Raw genomic sequence first — 16,277 nt, 5'->3', positions numbered from 1 at the left:
ATTTCCACTGGAAATAACCTGCGTTAATTCCCTTGGTATCTCAGCCGCCATAGTTTTTCCTTAGGCCTGAAGCTTTGCGTCCCTATCTTTCGATAAGTTTGCCCTTTCATGAAACATCATTCTATTTACTTTATATCTAGTACTATTTTATCACATGATTCCCGATAATATAATCCTTTTTGCCTATGTATCTAAACTTTTGATTTAATTTTATAGGTCACTACCAAACCTACTTATATGATGTATACTTTGAGTAAGATACGGGTCTAGTGAAAGTGTCGATTCCTACCACAAAAGTCATGATATTTATAACTACTGGCAGAATTTACCCTGTGATATCCTTTGGTTAATTCTTAGGAAAGCAGATCTCTCCTTCTACATAATGTCCAGACAGAACATCCTCGCTTCCAATCCACACATCAAATTCATTAATCAGTGCAAATCAACAGTTAGAATAGGGTATACACAGTACGCGGCTCAATGTCTGTTCTGGTTAAAAATTGACACTAATATCTATACAGGATAATATGTTTCGCAAGGGAAACTTTTTGTCGCTAACACATATATTACTTTAGAGATGATGAAATAACCTATATATATATGGTTTGTATAGAAGGGAATGACACGAATGATTGATTTTTTCACCAGCTTAAGTCCGGTCACACAGGCGCTAATAGCCACCCTTTTCACATGGGGAATGACTGCTTTAGGGGCAGCGCTTGTATTCACAACTAAAGCAGTTAATGAGAAGCTTATGGACGGAATGCTCGGATTTGCCGGGGGCGTCATGATTGCAGCAAGTTTCTGGTCACTCTTATCACCAGCGCTTGCTATGGCGGAGAACGGTTCATTTCCTGCGTGGGTCCCGGCAGCCTCTGGATTCCTGCTCGGGGCCATCTTCCTCTGGGGCATCGATAAAATTATCCCCCACCTGCACCCGGGCCTGCCAATGAAAGAAGCAGAAGGACTCCAACCCGCTACAAAACGAAGGAGTACACTCCTGGTTTTAGCAGTGACATTGCATAATATTCCTGAAGGGCTTGCTGTAGGTATCGCCTTTGGGGCAATTGCATCCGGGTCCCCCTCCGCATCACTTGCTGGTGCGGTAACACTTGCGATTGGGATGGGAATTCAGAACCTTCCTGAAGGTACTGCAGTTTCCATGCCATTGCGCAGAGAAGGCATGTCTCGGAGAAAGAGTTTCCTTTTTGGTCAGTTTTCCGGAATGGTCGAACCTATTGCAGCACTGGTCGGAGTCCTGGCAGTAACTCTAATGGAGCCGATCCTCCCGTTCGCGTTAAGTTTTGCGGCAGGAGCAATGATTTTTGTTGTTGCCGAGGAAGTTATCCCCGGTTCACAGGAAAATGGAAATAAAGACCTTGCCTCCATGGCATTGATGATTGGGTTTACCATCATGATGATCCTGGATGTTGCCTTAGGATAAACTTAAAAAGGAGCTAAGCACCGGAACAGAACCAGCCGTTCCCTCTGCTTAGCTCCTTGCTTTTCTACTTGTCTTCTTTGGGTGGTGTTCCATGCATGTTTACTAGAGGGGGACTAATCAAACGTTTAATTAAACTTTTACCCAGTAAGCTGCTTCATTCTCTGACGGTGATGGCGGGAAAGAGTCCCCTTCGTTCATATCAATCTCTGTATTATCGCCACTGGTGTTGCCATTTACTAGTTTGTCCACTTTGTACTTGCCGCTCTCTGACGCTTTTTCGCCAGTCTTATACTGTTTATTTGTCATGATAGAACACCTCCGATAAAATTTATTTATACATAGATATTCATTCTCTCTTTAGAAGACGACTAATTTTTTCAGGTAATAGTTTCCTGTTTTAATATTTCTGTAATATGGATGAATATTATGTAACAGGCAACGAAAGGAGTTCATCACTTGAATACTTCCATTATAGTTGCGTTGTTCGTGATTTTTATAGCCGTTTTTGCCGGCAACAAAAACAAAAATAAATAGACACTTTTCAGATTTATACACCACAGAAAGCGATGGTGCAACCCCACTTGGCATAACATTGAAAAAAGAAGGCCTGTGAGGACCTCCTTTTTATAATTCCAATTCATATTTGCAATGTTTGCCGTAGATATTGGCGATTCCTTTCAAGGGATAATGGCGCTGATAATAAGTGTTAAGACCTTCATTGTCCCCCAGGCAATCAAACCTGATATATTTTCCACCTCCATCTCTTACGAATTTCTTTGCCCAATCTATGAGCTGTTTACCTATCCCCCGTCCAGCATAATCCCGATGAACGACAATTCTATGTAAATACACAACGCCATCATCATGTATGTCTTCACCCCATATATCGGTATCCCAGTCGTTTGGGGAGTCTTCAAGTGTTATGGTGGCAATTGCTTTTCCCTCATGCTCCACCAGATATGTGCCGCTATTCTTAATAGATTCCTGGACCTCTTTCGTATTATCTTCCAGATTTGTTAAGTAATAATCCCATTGAGTCGTTTTCTTGGTCTGCAGCCATTCAGCTGCCTGGACGAGAAGCTCGAGAATCCGGTCCAGGTCTTCCCTGTTTGCCTGCCGCAATTGAAATACATCTGTACCATCGCGTAGTTCCATGAGAGATTCATCTCCTTTTCGATTTCTCATATAATATCATTCAATAAATCTTTCAGAACTCCTGCAAATAATTAGATAATCTCTCTTCCATGTTAATTCTTCTCATGGTTCACCGTCCCGTCCTTCATCCTAGTATTTACGTTGCCTGCCTAAAATTAAAATACGTATCCCCCTCTGCAACCTCGGAAAAATAGTCCTATAAAGAAAAAAGACACCAATTCTCCAGCTCTCTTCTGGTAGAATTGATTGCCTTTTCTCTTCCCTCCATACTATTCTATTTTTTTCCTACTTTCCGTAACCGCTTCGGCAACCATATCGTACATTACCTCTACACCTTCTGTAGAAGCCTCAAAATTAAAGGCCTTTTCCCGTGCGATGCCTATACTGTCTGCTTCCTCGGCGGCATCAATGTTAGCTCCCATGAAAATAAACTCCCAGTCATATTTTTTCTGTTGGTGTTTTATCAGTTCTTTTACCTTTTCATAAGTGAATTCTCTGCTAGAATTCTCCATTCCATCGGTAGTGATCACAAACATCACGTGATCTGGTCTATAGTTTGCCGATGTTCTAGATAGTCTGTACCCAACATCCAGAATGGTTTTACCGACAGCGTCCAATAAAGCGGTAGTACCACGGACATGATATTCCTTATCCGTCAGTTTCACGTGATTTGCATCAACGCCATTCCACAATAACTCGTAGTCATGATCAAACAGAGCAGTTGTAAGAACTGTTTCACCATCCAGCTTGCACTGCTTTTCGATAAAACTGTTAAACCCACCGATTGTATCATTTTCGAGGCCTGACATTGATCCGCTTCGGTCAAGCAAAAAAATAATTTCAGTTACGTTGTTTTTCATAATATTCATCTCCCTAAAAGTTAATCTGTTATAATAATAACCAGATTAATTTCTTCTGTGGTCGCCTGATAAGCGACAATTTTGGGAGGTGGGAAAGATTCTGGATAAAACATTATTGATTGAGCTTGAGAGGTATATTAACGACCATCTGGAAGAACGAACGTTTAGCATGATGGAGCCTCAGGAACAAATAAATTATAGTATCCAGGAAGACTCGATTCATGGAGAACTGGAGGATTTCATTAAAAAGAATCGGAAGCCCACCCTCAACCAGGTATTGTTCAGGTACGTAGATGAAAAGGGGCTCAAGGATTCGGAGGTTTATAAGCGGGCTGGGATAGATCGAAGACATTTTTCCAAAATCCGCTCCAATCCGGATTACCAAGCCGGAAAAAATACGGTTATTGCACTAGCGTTTTCCCTGGAACTATCGTATGAAGAGACTGGGGAACTATTAGACTCGGCAGGCTATTCTTTGTCCGATAGCGATACGTATGACCTGGTGATTCAATTTTGCCTGGAAAAGAATATATATGACCTTCATGATGTCAACCAGGCATTGGACTACTTTAGCCTGAAGCCATTAACTGGATTATATTGATATTAACAGTTATAAAAATCAGAGGGACAGTATGCCTGTCCCTCTGTCCCATTATTCGTTATCGTCGTCTGTATCATCTTCTGTATCGTCGTCTGCATCATCTTCTGTATCGTCTTCTGTTTCGATTTCCATTACAAGGACTTCGCCTGTATAGGCATCTATTTCAATCTCAGCCTGGCGATTACCATTAACGATTTCCACTTGGTAGACTTGGCGGCCATCATCTTCTTCGAGTTCTTTTTCAACAATGGTTCCTGAGAAGTTTTTCAGTGCAATGGTCTCCGCCTCTCTCATCCCAATTATTGTTTTCTTATCAGTCTTCGTTTTAGTTGGTGTATCATCGCTGGTTGCATTACGATTGTCGTCGGCGTCATCGTTGGCATCATCTTTCTTTTCTACTGTATTCTCATCACTTGGAGGGGTCTTTGTATCATCGTGCTGGTCATCCCCTTGATTGGATGATTGGTCATCTTTTTCATCATCTTTCTTTTGGGATGAATTGCTGGATACTTTTATCTTTTCCTCCAGTTTGATAACTTCTCCATTATCCCCATTAATCTTTAATTCGTATTCTTTCCCTTCCAGTTTTATCTCTACTTCATAAACTGCCTTATTGCCTTCTTTGTCTAATTCAAGTTCAGTAATTTCCCCTGGATAAAGTTCCTTGACCTGTTTTTGAATATCATCCCTTGTTAATTCAGGATCAGCATTTACCACTCCGGACTGTGTAAAAGTAAATCCGATAACTCCTGCTGTCGCCATGGCTCCAACCGTTGCTAATACTTTCTTCTTCATATTCGTTACCTCCTAATTAGTTGATATGTTTAGATTACCTTCCTTTTATGAAGAAAGGATGTAACGAAGATTAGAATCAGATTAAAAAATAATTATTCTTATCTCATTCGGAGTTTACCAATGCTAATCTAAGCGTAAAAGTAGAACCAAGGCCCTGATCACTCACAACTGACAATTCCCCTTCATGAGCTGCGGTTATAGCGTGCGCAATGGAAAGTCCCAGACCAGTGCCTCCGGTATCCCGGCTCCGTGCTTTATCCACCCGGTAAAAACGGTCGAAGATGCTCTTCTGCTCTTCTTCTGTTATTCCCTGGCCAAAGTCTCTGACCTGAAGAAGCGCCATATCGCTATCTTGCAAAACATGTACTTCAATCTCTGTTTCGCTGTATTTTATAGCATTATCGATTAATATACTTATTACCTGATCCAACTGAGACTTGCTACCATATACAATAGGCTCAGAACCGTCTGTGATTAGTCTAATATCTCTTCCATGTACTCCCTGTAGCCTCGAAATTGCATCCGTTGCAAGTTCATCAAGCTTAATGTTCTCTTTCTTACCAAGCTGTTTGTTCTTCGCAAGAGCAAGCATTTGGTCTACCAGCTTTTTGACCCTGTCTGTTTCAGAATCGATTGCTTCGAAGGACTCTTTGTATAAATCGCTGCTGATGGTATCCCTTCTCGCCAAGAGTTGGGCATAGCTTTTTATAACCTGAATGGGTGTTTTTAACTCGTGGGACGCATCGGAAACAAACATTTCCTGTTTCTCATAACTTACTTTTATTCGATCAATCATTTCGTTAAATGTCATTTCCATTTCATAAATTTCGTCATGAGATTTATTTGTATTGTTGATTTTCTTCCAATCCCCCTGAGTCATGTTGCCCCTCATTATACGAATCAAGTTTTGGATTGGGCTTAATAGAAATCTGCCTAAAAATGCCCCCGCCACGATCACCGGGATTAGCACGAGGATAGACAATGTTGCCAGCACATAGAATAGTGTGCGCATTGTCTCATGCAGGGATACCAGACGGTTGGAGATCTGAATTGTAACAACTTCACCTTCTCGAGCACCTGAAGGCCAGACTATCGGCTTTTCTATAACAGCAATATCAGGAGCATTATCCTGCTCAATAATTTTCCGTGATTCGGCATCGGAGAACTCCCATGGAAGGGTTTGGTATTCCTTTGATCGCGTCTGTTCAATGACGGGTACACCGTTTTCTAGGATAACTCGGACCGTACCGTTACCCGGCAAGTAAGCCTTCATCAGATCTCCCGGGTCTACGGTAGGATTTTCATTCAACGCTGCGATAACATCCTCCGTTAGAAGGTTGAGTTCTTCAAGCTCTACATCAGTGCTCATATTATAAAAGAAATAGTACGCTGCAATATTGACGGCCAATACCAATACAAACATAAACAGACTGGAATATAGCTGTATCTTGGTTCTGAGTTTCATAATTTAAGGTCCTTTATGGTATAACCGACTCCTCGTACAGTTTGAATATATGCCGGATCATAATTCTTATCTATCTTTTGGCGAAGATATCGGATGTAGACATCCACCACATTGGTTTCACCGTAGTAATCAAATCCCCACACCTGTTCGATAAGCTGCTCCCTAGTCATCACAATGTTTTTATTTTTTAACAAGCATGAAAGCAAATCAAATTCTCTGGCTGTTAGTTCGATTAAACGCTCTTCACGCCTCACTTCATGTCCATCCAAATCAACGGTGAGATCGCCAACCGACAATATATTCTGTACTTCTTTTGTTAGTTTAGGTACCCTTAAATGCACACGAATTCGGGCTAACAGCTCTTCAATTTGAAATGGCTTCGTTATGTAATCATTCGCCCCTGAATCCAATCCACTTACTTTGTCAAAAACCTGATCCCTTGCTGTTACTAAAATAATCGGTGTCATCTGATCAGTTTTTCTTATTCTACGGAGTACTTCAAGTCCACTTAGTTCGGGAATCATTATATCTAGTAGAATCAAATCCCACTCTTTCTCTTCCATAAGCTTGAGAGCACGCTTACCATCGTTAGCTGTTTCTGTTTTGTAGTTTTCATATTCCAGTTCTAGCTGCAAGACTCTGCTTATTTTCTGATCATCTTCTACAATTAATATATGAGGATTACTCATTGTCCCACCTGCTTTGTTCGATATTTTCAAAGAATCGTTGATTCAAGGCACATGTTCTAACAATTATTATACTATTCGAGACAGCTTTGGGGTTAATTTATGTTTATTTCCTTTATGCAGGTAAGTTCGATACTTCTTACCGCTAAAAAAAGATGGCACTCAAATTGAGTTCCATCTTTTATTCTCATCGTATTACATTTTCTTTTACGATTCTCGCTACGACTCCAACATGACTTGGACAGCAAAAATTATCGTTGCACTCCAGTCTCCAGGAACTCAGGTAATGAATGTAATCAATATACCCACTCAAACTTGATAAATGATTGATATTCTACTAACTCAGCAGTAAGGCTACCTTTCATTTTTTCCAAGCTCTTCGCAATTGGCAAACCTAGACCCGTCCCTTGTCCAGTCCTAGTTTTTCAATAGCAGTAAATAACATGAAAGGAAAGCTTGAGAGAACATACCCTGTATTAAGCCGGGTCTATACCTTCAATAAAATTAGCCTTTACGTTTTTCATATATTCTTCTACTTGAACCCATCTCTCGTCAAATATATCTATTTCATCAATACTGGTGGTACCAAAATAGTTATTATATGCAGCATTCCTGGCCTTATCCGTGATACTTTTCAACGTTTTCATCTCAGATTCAACCAATGTTTTTATCCACGACTCTTCAAAGCCCATTTGTAATAACTCTAAATGTGCTCGCTCACGTCTCTTATTAAGTTCATCTCTTTTTGTTAGCCAATGTTTTCTATCTTCATCCATCAGAGAACTCTCTTTTATGATCAGGGTTATTCTTTCTAACATTATATTATTATCAGCAAGCTCCCTGAAGTTTCGTTGGACACTGTTATTATGTTTCAAATTATACAAGGCATCATTCATCTTTTGCTGGTTTGTCTCAATAACCTGCTTTTCAAACACCTCAACTAAATTCAATTATTTCTCACCCTCTTTAAAAGAATAATTAGTAATGATCTCTCTTACAAATATTATCATCAACATCAAATCCCTCCAACCCCTTACCACTGCATTGCGAAGAAAGTAATGATCTTCCATTTGCGTTTTTTAAAATTCAAATTGATAACCTAATATAGAATAACTGTAATAAAAAGCGTATAAAATAAAATTGGCAGGTATGAGTCCGGTTTAATACCGCATTCACACCAGCCAATTAACTGCTTAATATAGAATATAACTTTTGGGGGCACATTAGTTTAACGTCGACTTCGCTTTTACCATGAAATAGAACACTTTTATAGTTCCCCCGTCATCTCAGCATTCTTTCGTGCAAAGTCATCGAGCAATACACGGACTTCATCTGTTGACTCTGTACTCATCAATTGATTTCTTAATTCACTAGCACCTCGAAACCCACGAACATATATCTTAAAAAAACGACGGAGAGGCCTGAATGGACGTGGCTCTAATTCATTTGAGTATTTATCATGGAGATCAAGCTGCAACCTTAAGAGATCAAGCATTTCCTTACTACTATGGTCTTTCGGCTGCTTTTCGAAGGCAAATGGATTTTTAAAAATACCACGCCCAATCATAACACCATCAACACCGTATCGATTAACGAGCTCCAAGCCAGTTTGACGGTCAGGAATATCCCCATTGATTGTCAAAAGGGTATCTGGTGCCACTTGATCACGAAGTTTCTTAATCTCCGGAATTAATTCCCAATGAGCATCCACATTGCTCATTTCCTTTCTTGTTCGCAGATGAATGGAAAGATTGACGATGTCTTGTTTCAATAAGTGTGTTAGCCAATCGTGCCATTCGTCTAAATCCGTGTAACCAAGCCTTGTTTTCACACTTACAGGCAATCCACCTGCTTTTGCCGCTTCTATAAGGTCTGCTGCAACGTCCGGTCTACGGATAAGACCAGACCCCTTCCCTTTTGGTGCCACATTTTGTACAGGACACCCCATATTGATGTCCACTCCCTTAAATCCTTGCTCGGCCATACCAATACTCATTTGTCGAAAGTATTCGGGTTTGTCCCCCCATATATGGGCCACAATTGGCTGTTCATCCTCTGTGAAAGCCAGACGCCCACGCACACTTTGGTTCCCATCTGGGTGACAATAACTCTCCGTGTTTGTAAACTCTGTAAAAAACACATCAGGTCTGGCGGCTTCACTTACTACATGACGAAAAACAACGCTAGTCACATCTTCCATCGGTGCCAGTATAAAAAATGGTCGTGGTAAATCACGCCAAAAATTATCTACCATACTCAAATTCCAATCCTCTCATTATGGGACAACAGATCAAATTCTTATCCCAAAAATAAAAAGCAAAAAATCTCTCTGCTTCTTTTACACTTATACCATGATTAAGCATGTTATATCAATCCAATCGGAAATGTTATTTTTTACAAACTATTGTTTATTTTAACTAGACACTCGTTGTAAACCCGAATTGAATTACCCAGTAAATATTAAAAGGACCGACTCATTGTAGGAGTCAGCCCTTCAAGGATATTGATTGCTTTTTTTTAGTTCTCTAACATATAACGTTAAAGATTTTGAAAGATAAAAAAAGCGTAATTCCTCATTATCTTTAGTGAGAAATTAGGCTTTGATGTTCAGCAAACGCGCCCTTTAATGGAATAAATAATTTGTAGGATACTAACAAATAAGTAGCTTCAATATTAAATGTTTCTTTTCTTGTTGATTAATTGTTTATTTTTTCCCTTTTTATTCGTTGAGGATATGATGATACCTGCAATCACTAGAAAAGCCCCGTGAAGGTGGTTCCATTCGAACGAAATATTCATATTATTTCAGAAAGAATTTTTATCTCTCTTAATAAGACAGCTACATTCCTTAAAATCTGACTGAGTTACTTTTTCCTTAATTAAAATGTTTATATTCATTTGTTTTACACATATTAAAAACAGACACTGAAATGTAGTCCAGGAGGTAAACTATGGAACAAAAAGAGAAATTGAAAGTTGCAGGAATTGCCATGGGAAGTGATTTTAAAGTACAAACCGTCGGTGGTGCTGAGAAAACGACTAAAACTTTTGAAAATATGGAGACTGTTGAAGCTATTGTTAATGATTGGAATGCCATGTCCACAAAGGCAGCTTATCTTACAATTGAACAATATGGCCCCCCAAACGAAGCTACTCAAAGCCGATTGATTTGGTATAACAACGGACCATGGAAACGATCGATTGTATATCGTGATGAAATCCCACATGATTTCCCACAACCTCATACCGATGTAATCGAAAATTTAATTAATTATCAGGTGCCACCAGAGAAGTTGAGTGAGCTAGCGAAGTTTGATGGAAGTATTATCGTCGAAAAGACAAGAGGAGAGGTATCTTCCCGTTGTGATATAGAGGCAGCTAATTTTACTGCCCTTAACGTAATGAATGATATTGTTACAGGAAAGCTAAACTCTGAAGAAGCTCGTGAGGTCTTGTGTGAAGTTATGTCTGCTTATATGATGAATAGACCAGCACCTTATGCAGAGAAACTTCAATTTGATGTTTCAAATGAAGAAAAATATGACACAGACGTTGTAATGATTACTGACGAAATGGTTGAACAAGCGAGAGAAAAAATTAATGATATGGTTGAACCTAACCATAACCAAAATACTGACTACCATTAATATAATGCTTTTTAGAATCTATCCTAATAATTTTATGATTCTTTTTTTAAGTATCCTGTGCTAATTGTAAGACATTATGAATTACAAGTTTGATTTGTTCTACAATCTGGCCCTTTTCATGATCAGCGACCATTTGCAGTCTAATTACATGTTTCTCCCACGAATTGTTCAAATTAATTTTAAACAAAAGGTAATATTCGAAATACAATGTATATAATAAATCCACCTTTAAAAATACTTGCTATAAAAATCATGTCTTAATTTTCCGCTGAGATGAGCATAAATCCTTGTTGTTTCACTCTTTTCATGACCAAGAAGGCTTTGAATTACTTCCAGGGGGGCGCCGTTGTCTATCATGTGTGTAACATAACTGTGACGTAATTGATGAGGATGAATTGTTTTTTTGATTCCAGCACGATTAGAAATACGTTTGACAATATACCTCAAAGAATACACTCATACGTCTTTTGGGTTTACGCTCTGTGACAAATAAACAGGGTTCATCATCGTCCCGTTCGTCTAAATACCTTTTTAACCAAATCGCACAGCGTACATTAAAGTATACTTCTCTTTCCTTATCACCTTTTCCATGTACAATAACCGAGTTTCCTGTGAAATTAATATCGTCTCGATTTAATTTCGCGACTTCTCCAATCCGGCAGCCAGTCGAATAAAAAAATTCAAACAAAGCTTTCTTCCTTCACGAAGATGCTCAATTTCATGTTCAGATAGAAATTTTGGAATTCGCTTGCCTAACTTAGGTTCTTTTAACTTTTCAGCCGGGTTTTTTAAGATAAAACCCTCTTCATGGGTCCATTTAAACAACGACTTAATAAATCGTACACGATGACCCAAACTAGATAGTTTCAATTGTTCCCCAGCTTCGCTCAGGTATTGTTTCAAATTTTCTGTTGTAATGTCTCCCATTCTAATATCACTAAAATAACGCTTTAAAAGATTACATTGAAAGCCATACATTTTCAAAGTAAGAGGAGAATAGCCTTCAATTCTTTTATCTGAATGGTATTTCTCCCATGCTTCCGACAACAACATGTTTTTCACGCCCCTATACTATGAATCAATTAATTTGATTCCAGTATGGTCTTTTTACAAAACCTTTATTCAACAATCGAAATGTATAATAAAATACAAACCCTTGAGTTATCACAAAAATACAGAAAAGGCGTCCTTTCCTGAAAGGTAAAATCGCCCTATTCTTGAACAATGTAATGATCCAAAACTATATTTATCTTTGGTAAAGAAAGAGGTAGTATCAGACAAAAACCTTTAAGGGCTAATTTTTCCTTTACTCAGATCCTTGAAACATTGACTTAGGTCTGGTTTCCATATAATTACATGTCCGATTTTTTTGATTTTAGTGGAATCTATCAGCAAACAAGTTTTTCTTTTCTAATAATATTAAAAAACGAAAATGAAGGGTATAGGAGAGTATATACATCATGTGCCTTAGAGGGGTGTCGAAATGAAGAATCAGAATAAATTCCAAACCAACAAGAAGAAATACAAAAACATGTCAAAAAGAGAGAAATGGCACCAAAGTTACTCAAACATTTGGGTGACGCCGATTATTTATGCAGGGTTATTTCTATTGCTTTTTGTTCTAACCGTGTGGGCAGACCTGAAGATGGAGTTTGACAACATGATTCCTTTGCTTCTTAGTGCAGATTATCAATTGACCAAAACGATTTTAAGTACCTTAACAGCAGGACTTTTATCATTAAACGCCTTTACCTTTTATGGTGTGTTAACAGCTTTAACTACTTTCGCCAGCCAATTTTCCCCGAGAATACTAAAGAATTTTATGATGACAAATGTGACACAGCGAACACTAGGGATTTTTAATGGGAGCTTCCTGTATGTATTGTTTTGTTTATTATTTCTAAACGAGGAAACGGCCTCCCAATATTTCTTGATCCCAGTAACAGCCACATTTCTGGCAGCTTTATGTTTAGGAGCTTTTGTTATTTTTATTAACCATATTGTCACTTGGCTACAAGTGTCAAATATGATGGGTGATATGAAAAGGGAATCCATCGAAATTATTGAGAATTCCTTGCTTAGTGAGCTTCAGCCTTACAGGGTAGATAATGAAGGGGCAATAAAAGGTCAAATCCCGGAATCCCAGGGACATCAAATAGTAGGTATTGATAATTCGGGTTATTTACAAACCGTTGATTTTATTCCATTGATTGAGGAGGCATGCAAGGATGATCTCATTATTCGGCTAGAATACAAAGTTGGCAATTTTGTATTTGGCTCAACGCCATTGTTAACCTATTGGAAGAAGAAAGAAAAAACAGACATTGATGAATTTAAATATAAAAATATGTTTCATACTGGAAATAGTCAAACGGTAATTCAGGATATTGAATACAGTATCAATAAATTTGTTGAAATTGCTATTCGTGCATTGGGTAATGATGACCCTAAAACTGCAACTACCACCATTTACGAGATTGGAGATTTACTTATAAATATATCTCAGAAGGCGAAGTTCACACCTTATTTAACCGATAAAGATTATAACCTTCGTCTTATTTTACAAAATCTTAGATTTGACGATTATTTATATATTGGGTTCGCCTCTATACGGCATTATGCAAGAGATAACGTGATCATTACCGTTGAGCTATTGAAAGTCCTCGAGGCGGTTGCCCAAGGATTAAGCCATCGTGATTACCAACATGTATGGGAATTTGCTGTTTATACAGCAAGTGGGTTTGAATATAAATATATGCATCATTTAGATAAGAGAAAGTTTTATGATGGTCTTTTTAATATCGCAAAAGTAACGGGTAACGAGGAAAATTACAAGTACATTACTGAAATCATATCAAAACAGGTAGGCCATTCATTTAAGGAAAAAGTATTACAATAATGTTAAAGAACCCCACTTTAGAATTAAAGCGCCCTATTAATTGAATAAACTACTACATAATATGTGTGTATTCCGAAATAAGATTACTCGTAATTTTTCCATTCTCCAGAAGGATTTTCAAGATTTATTTCATCATAGCAACTTTCACAAACCGTAGGATAAGGATCATACTCGTTTGTTTTATTACCGCAAAATTGGCACTCCAATTTCATTTCTCCTTTCTATCAGAATTTGTGTCAAATATGAAATTACGCAATCCTTGTTAAAGAATTGCGCCCGATTGTTGAAAGGATAACAAATCCAGCTTAAACCCTTAATAAATTTCTGTTTCCACATGATTTGCTTGAAATTGGCTTGGCGAAAGTCCAGTACTCCGTTTAAACGCATTATAAAAACTGGAAATGCTTTGATATCCTATTTGATAGCCAATTTCCGTGCTGTTTAACTTAGTCATTAAAAGTAGCTCTTTCGCCTTCTTGATTCTGATTTCTTCCAAATACATATGTGGCGTATAGCCAGTTCTGTTCTTAAAGATTCGGTTTAAATGAAAACGACTGACCCCTACCTTTAAAGCTACTTCATTTAAGGGCATCTTTTGGCAATAATTATTCTTTATGACCTTCTTTGTATCTTCTATAATCGACTGAAACGGATCGTAACTCTTTGATTCTAAGTCGGGACGACACCTTTTACAGGGTCGGTACCCTGCTTTTTGAGCTTCCGCTACATTGGAAAAGAAGGATACGTTATCAACATTCGGAACTTTTGATTTGCATGACGGTCGGCAAAAAATACCTGTTGTCTTTACTGCATAAAAGAATATCCCATCATAAACTGAATCACATGATACTGTTGCCTTCCACATTGTATCCTTGGAAATATCATTTTGATCCTTCATTAGATTTCAACCCTCCCTTGTAGGCAAAAATCTTCTTATCCAAAATCATATAAATCGCATATAAAGCCACGACAATTAACGGAACAAAAATATACAGTTGGAAAAATGGGATTACCAGCAAGCATAAAATAAAAGCAGTTAATGATGCCCACCATGACAGTGTTCTCTTCTTAAACAATCTCACCCCTGCTGCCATCGAAAGAATATAGACCAAAATTCCAAGAAAGGTAGGGATAAACAAAATATCATCGAACGTCAGCGACAAAGCCTTTACCACTAAAACACCTACCGCCGAAAAGCAGATTACAAACAATACCATCCTTCTCGGAATTTGAGTCGTTGTATGCAGTCTTGAAAGAGCTTTTGGGAAGGCACCATCCCTGCTTAATGAATACCCTAATTGCGTTAGACTGGCCACAAATGCATTTGATGTTCCTGTGCAAATGATTAATGCTAAAATAGCTGTAACAAATTTGGCCCCTGCACCCACTGCATCTCCCATTATAACACCAATAGGAGACAGGTTGCTTTCATTACTACCATACGTAGCCGTTCCAATGGTGACCAGACTTAACGCCAAAAATAGCACACCAATGATAACTGCACTAACAACGGCCCCCTTAACAATATCTTTGTCCGGTTTTTTAAAATTATTAGCCAGATTACAAATGGCCTCCCAACCGAAAAACGACCAAAAGATAACCGTCATAGCACTTCCAACGGAAAACCATCCATTTGGAATAAAAGGTGTGAAATTCCCCCATTGTATATTAGGCAACGACACAAATACGGCTGATAGTAAAAGTACAAGTAACAAAGCGCTTAAAATCAATGCGACTTTACCACTGACATTTACACCGTAATAATTTGAAACACCTGCAATCACCAAAATAAAGACGGCAATTAAGGTTGTTACAAAGGGAGAAAATCCAAAAGCTTCACTGACGTAAAAAGCACCAGTCAAGGATACGATTGTTTGCCCGACTGCTGCGGTTACAAAGTAAAACCATCCAACAATATTACCAAGGTGATATCCGAAAGATTTTCTAACAAAAGTTGCTGCCCCACCAGCATCTGGATATTTTCGTGCCAAACTCGCAAAAGAATAGGCAAGCGGAAAACTAATGAAAATAATGATAAGCCAGGATACAATCGACGCAGGGCCCGCTATTGAAGCTGTAACTCCTGACAAAAAAAGGACGCCTGATCCTAATATGGCTGCAATATATAATGCAATTCCTTGAAATAATCCAATAGATCTATTGTTCATGATCTCACCCCTTTTTCAGCATTTAGTATACTAAAAAGGGAAGAACGATTCTTCTTGTTTTTTGCGGTTTAATTCGATAATGAAACGGTCTAAAGGCAAATTTTTATAGTAGTTTTTATTCCACATAATGGTCCTTTTCATGATCAGCGACCATTTGCAGTCTAATTACATGTTTCTCCCACGAATTGTTCAAATGTTATCGTTAGAAGTTTCCGAACTTGTCAAAAGCTGATCCGATATCATGATTAAACACGAATGGTTAGAATAACCGCCTGGAATAAAAGGTCGTTAAAAATTAGCGAAGAACAAACAAAAAAAGCTGACAAAGTCACCTTTTAAATTATTCAGTTAAAATCGAGACTGACAAACAAACCCGAAATAGTTCCAACAAATAATCTTCCATAAAATAGCCCTATACAAAAAGACGCGTTTAAGACAAACGCGCCCGTTTGTTGCATGGATTATTATTAAAAAGAGCAAACCATCTTAGGTACCAACCCCCGAAAGTTAGAGTAGAAAATCTAACTTTCGGGGGTGTTTTTATGGCCAAATATAGT

The 16,277-nt window shown here is 38.3% G+C and carries 14 protein-coding genes, 1 pseudogene and 1 riboswitch; of the genes and pseudogenes, 4 read left to right on the top strand and 11 right to left on the bottom strand.

Features of this window, described 5'->3' with window-relative positions; genetic code table 11:
* Positions 1-31: 31 nt before the first annotated feature.
* Positions 32-113: riboswitch (cyclic di-GMP riboswitch) on the bottom strand.
* A gap of 515 nt (positions 114-628) precedes the next feature.
* Positions 629-1,444 carry a ZIP family metal transporter gene (locus ACFO3D_RS00915; RefSeq protein WP_390292694.1) on the top strand — a complete coding sequence of 272 codons (816 nt, stop codon included), beginning with the start codon at positions 629-631 and terminating at the stop codon, positions 1,442-1,444.
* A 129-nt stretch (positions 1,445-1,573) separates the two neighbouring features.
* Here ACFO3D_RS00915 and ACFO3D_RS00910 read toward each other — a convergent pair whose 3' ends face one another.
* From ACFO3D_RS00910 to ACFO3D_RS00900, 3 genes are all read right to left on the bottom strand, one after another.
* Positions 1,574-1,750, bottom strand: coding sequence for a YjzC family protein (locus tag ACFO3D_RS00910; RefSeq protein ID WP_390292693.1), 177 nt, complete (start codon positions 1,748-1,750; stop codon positions 1,574-1,576).
* Between the two features lie 318 nt (positions 1,751-2,068).
* Positions 2,069-2,599 (bottom strand): GNAT family N-acetyltransferase, encoded by a 531-nt coding sequence (locus tag ACFO3D_RS00905; RefSeq protein ID WP_390292692.1) that lies wholly within the window; start codon positions 2,597-2,599, stop codon positions 2,069-2,071.
* Between the two features lie 269 nt (positions 2,600-2,868).
* The gene (locus ACFO3D_RS00900; RefSeq protein ID WP_390292691.1) at positions 2,869-3,459 is read right to left on the bottom strand and encodes a vWA domain-containing protein; all 591 of its coding nucleotides are present in this window, start codon (positions 3,457-3,459) and stop codon (positions 2,869-2,871) included.
* Between the two features lie 115 nt (positions 3,460-3,574).
* Between ACFO3D_RS00900 and ACFO3D_RS00895 the strand changes: the two genes are divergently transcribed.
* Complete coding sequence (locus ACFO3D_RS00895; protein WP_390292690.1) at positions 3,575-4,060, top strand: hypothetical protein; 486 nt, start codon at positions 3,575-3,577, stop codon at positions 4,058-4,060.
* Positions 4,061-4,111: 51 nt separating this feature from the next.
* On the opposite strand, the gene ACFO3D_RS00890 is transcribed toward ACFO3D_RS00895, so the two are convergent.
* The 5 genes from ACFO3D_RS00890 to ACFO3D_RS00870 all read right to left on the bottom strand — a co-directional run bounded on the left by ACFO3D_RS00890 (position 4,112) and on the right by ACFO3D_RS00870 (position 9,260).
* Positions 4,112-4,855 carry a PepSY domain-containing protein gene (locus tag ACFO3D_RS00890; RefSeq protein WP_390292689.1) on the bottom strand — a complete coding sequence of 248 codons (744 nt, stop codon included), beginning with the start codon at positions 4,853-4,855 and terminating at the stop codon, positions 4,112-4,114.
* Between the two features lie 103 nt (positions 4,856-4,958).
* Positions 4,959-6,320 (bottom strand): sensor histidine kinase, encoded by a 1,362-nt coding sequence (locus ACFO3D_RS00885; RefSeq protein WP_390292688.1) that lies wholly within the window; start codon positions 6,318-6,320, stop codon positions 4,959-4,961.
* On the bottom strand, positions 6,317-7,009 hold the full coding sequence (locus ACFO3D_RS00880; protein ID WP_390292687.1) for a response regulator transcription factor: 693 nt from the start codon (positions 7,007-7,009) through the stop codon (positions 6,317-6,319). The genes ACFO3D_RS00885 and ACFO3D_RS00880 overlap by 4 nt, the downstream gene beginning before the upstream one ends.
* Positions 7,010-7,482: 473 nt before the next feature.
* Positions 7,483-7,956 (bottom strand): hypothetical protein, encoded by a 474-nt coding sequence (locus tag ACFO3D_RS00875; protein WP_390292686.1) that lies wholly within the window; start codon positions 7,954-7,956, stop codon positions 7,483-7,485.
* 317 nt (positions 7,957-8,273) lie between these two features.
* Positions 8,274-9,260, bottom strand: coding sequence for a tRNA dihydrouridine synthase (locus ACFO3D_RS00870; protein WP_390292779.1), 987 nt, complete (start codon positions 9,258-9,260; stop codon positions 8,274-8,276).
* Between the two features lie 697 nt (positions 9,261-9,957).
* On the opposite strand from ACFO3D_RS00870, the gene ACFO3D_RS00865 reads away from it, so the two are divergent.
* On the top strand, positions 9,958-10,653 hold the full coding sequence (locus tag ACFO3D_RS00865) for a hypothetical protein (protein WP_390292685.1): 696 nt from the start codon (positions 9,958-9,960) through the stop codon (positions 10,651-10,653).
* Positions 10,654-10,881: 228 nt separating this feature from the next.
* On the opposite strand, the pseudogene ACFO3D_RS00860 reads toward ACFO3D_RS00865, so the two are convergent.
* Positions 10,882-11,706 (bottom strand): annotated as a pseudogene (locus tag ACFO3D_RS00860) (tyrosine-type recombinase/integrase).
* A gap of 430 nt (positions 11,707-12,136) precedes the next feature.
* Here ACFO3D_RS00860 and ACFO3D_RS00855 point away from each other — a divergent pair.
* Positions 12,137-13,552 (top strand): DUF2254 domain-containing protein, encoded by a 1,416-nt coding sequence (locus ACFO3D_RS00855; RefSeq protein WP_390292684.1) that lies wholly within the window; start codon positions 12,137-12,139, stop codon positions 13,550-13,552.
* A 313-nt stretch (positions 13,553-13,865) separates the two neighbouring features.
* On the opposite strand, the gene ACFO3D_RS00850 is transcribed toward ACFO3D_RS00855, so the two are convergent.
* Positions 13,866-14,450 (bottom strand): bifunctional transcriptional activator/DNA repair enzyme AdaA, encoded by a 585-nt coding sequence (locus tag ACFO3D_RS00850; protein WP_390292683.1) that lies wholly within the window; start codon positions 14,448-14,450, stop codon positions 13,866-13,868.
* Complete coding sequence (locus tag ACFO3D_RS00845; RefSeq protein WP_390292682.1) at positions 14,434-15,720, bottom strand: APC family permease; 1,287 nt, start codon at positions 15,718-15,720, stop codon at positions 14,434-14,436. Before ACFO3D_RS00845 ends, ACFO3D_RS00850 begins: the two co-directional genes overlap by 17 nt.
* Positions 15,721-16,277: the final 557 nt, after the last annotated feature.

The sequence above is a fragment of the Virgibacillus kekensis genome (genome assembly GCF_042654125.1).
In the GTDB taxonomy this organism is placed as follows: Bacteria; Bacillota; Bacilli; order Bacillales; family Amphibacillaceae; genus Lentibacillus; species Lentibacillus kekensis.
This window is presented reverse-complemented; position numbering and strand designations above follow the sequence as displayed.

What these genes read in the sequence shown, in the direction of transcription:
- ACFO3D_RS00855 (WP_390292684.1), top strand. Translation starts at nt 12,137, where the DNA reads ATGAAGAATCAGAATAAATTCCAAACCAACAAGAAGAAATACAAAAAC.
- ACFO3D_RS00850 (WP_390292683.1), bottom strand. Translation starts at nt 14,450, where the DNA reads ATGAAGGATCAAAATGATATTTCCAAGGATACAATGTGGAAGGCAACA.
- ACFO3D_RS00885 (WP_390292688.1), bottom strand. Translation starts at nt 6,320, where the DNA reads ATGAAACTCAGAACCAAGATACAGCTATATTCCAGTCTGTTTATGTTT.
- ACFO3D_RS00845 (WP_390292682.1), bottom strand. Translation starts at nt 15,720, where the DNA reads ATGAACAATAGATCTATTGGATTATTTCAAGGAATTGCATTATATATT.
- ACFO3D_RS00915 (WP_390292694.1), top strand. Translation starts at nt 629, where the DNA reads ATGATTGATTTTTTCACCAGCTTAAGTCCGGTCACACAGGCGCTAATA.
- ACFO3D_RS00910 (WP_390292693.1), bottom strand. Translation starts at nt 1,750, where the DNA reads ATGACAAATAAACAGTATAAGACTGGCGAAAAAGCGTCAGAGAGCGGC.
- ACFO3D_RS00870 (WP_390292779.1), bottom strand. Translation starts at nt 9,260, where the DNA reads ATGGTAGATAATTTTTGGCGTGATTTACCACGACCATTTTTTATACTG.
- ACFO3D_RS00880 (WP_390292687.1), bottom strand. Translation starts at nt 7,009, where the DNA reads ATGAGTAATCCTCATATATTAATTGTAGAAGATGATCAGAAAATAAGC.
- ACFO3D_RS00890 (WP_390292689.1), bottom strand. Translation starts at nt 4,855, where the DNA reads ATGAAGAAGAAAGTATTAGCAACGGTTGGAGCCATGGCGACAGCAGGA.
- ACFO3D_RS00905 (WP_390292692.1), bottom strand. Translation starts at nt 2,599, where the DNA reads ATGGAACTACGCGATGGTACAGATGTATTTCAATTGCGGCAGGCAAAC.
- ACFO3D_RS00900 (WP_390292691.1), bottom strand. Translation starts at nt 3,459, where the DNA reads ATGAAAAACAACGTAACTGAAATTATTTTTTTGCTTGACCGAAGCGGA.
- ACFO3D_RS00865 (WP_390292685.1), top strand. Translation starts at nt 9,958, where the DNA reads ATGGAACAAAAAGAGAAATTGAAAGTTGCAGGAATTGCCATGGGAAGT.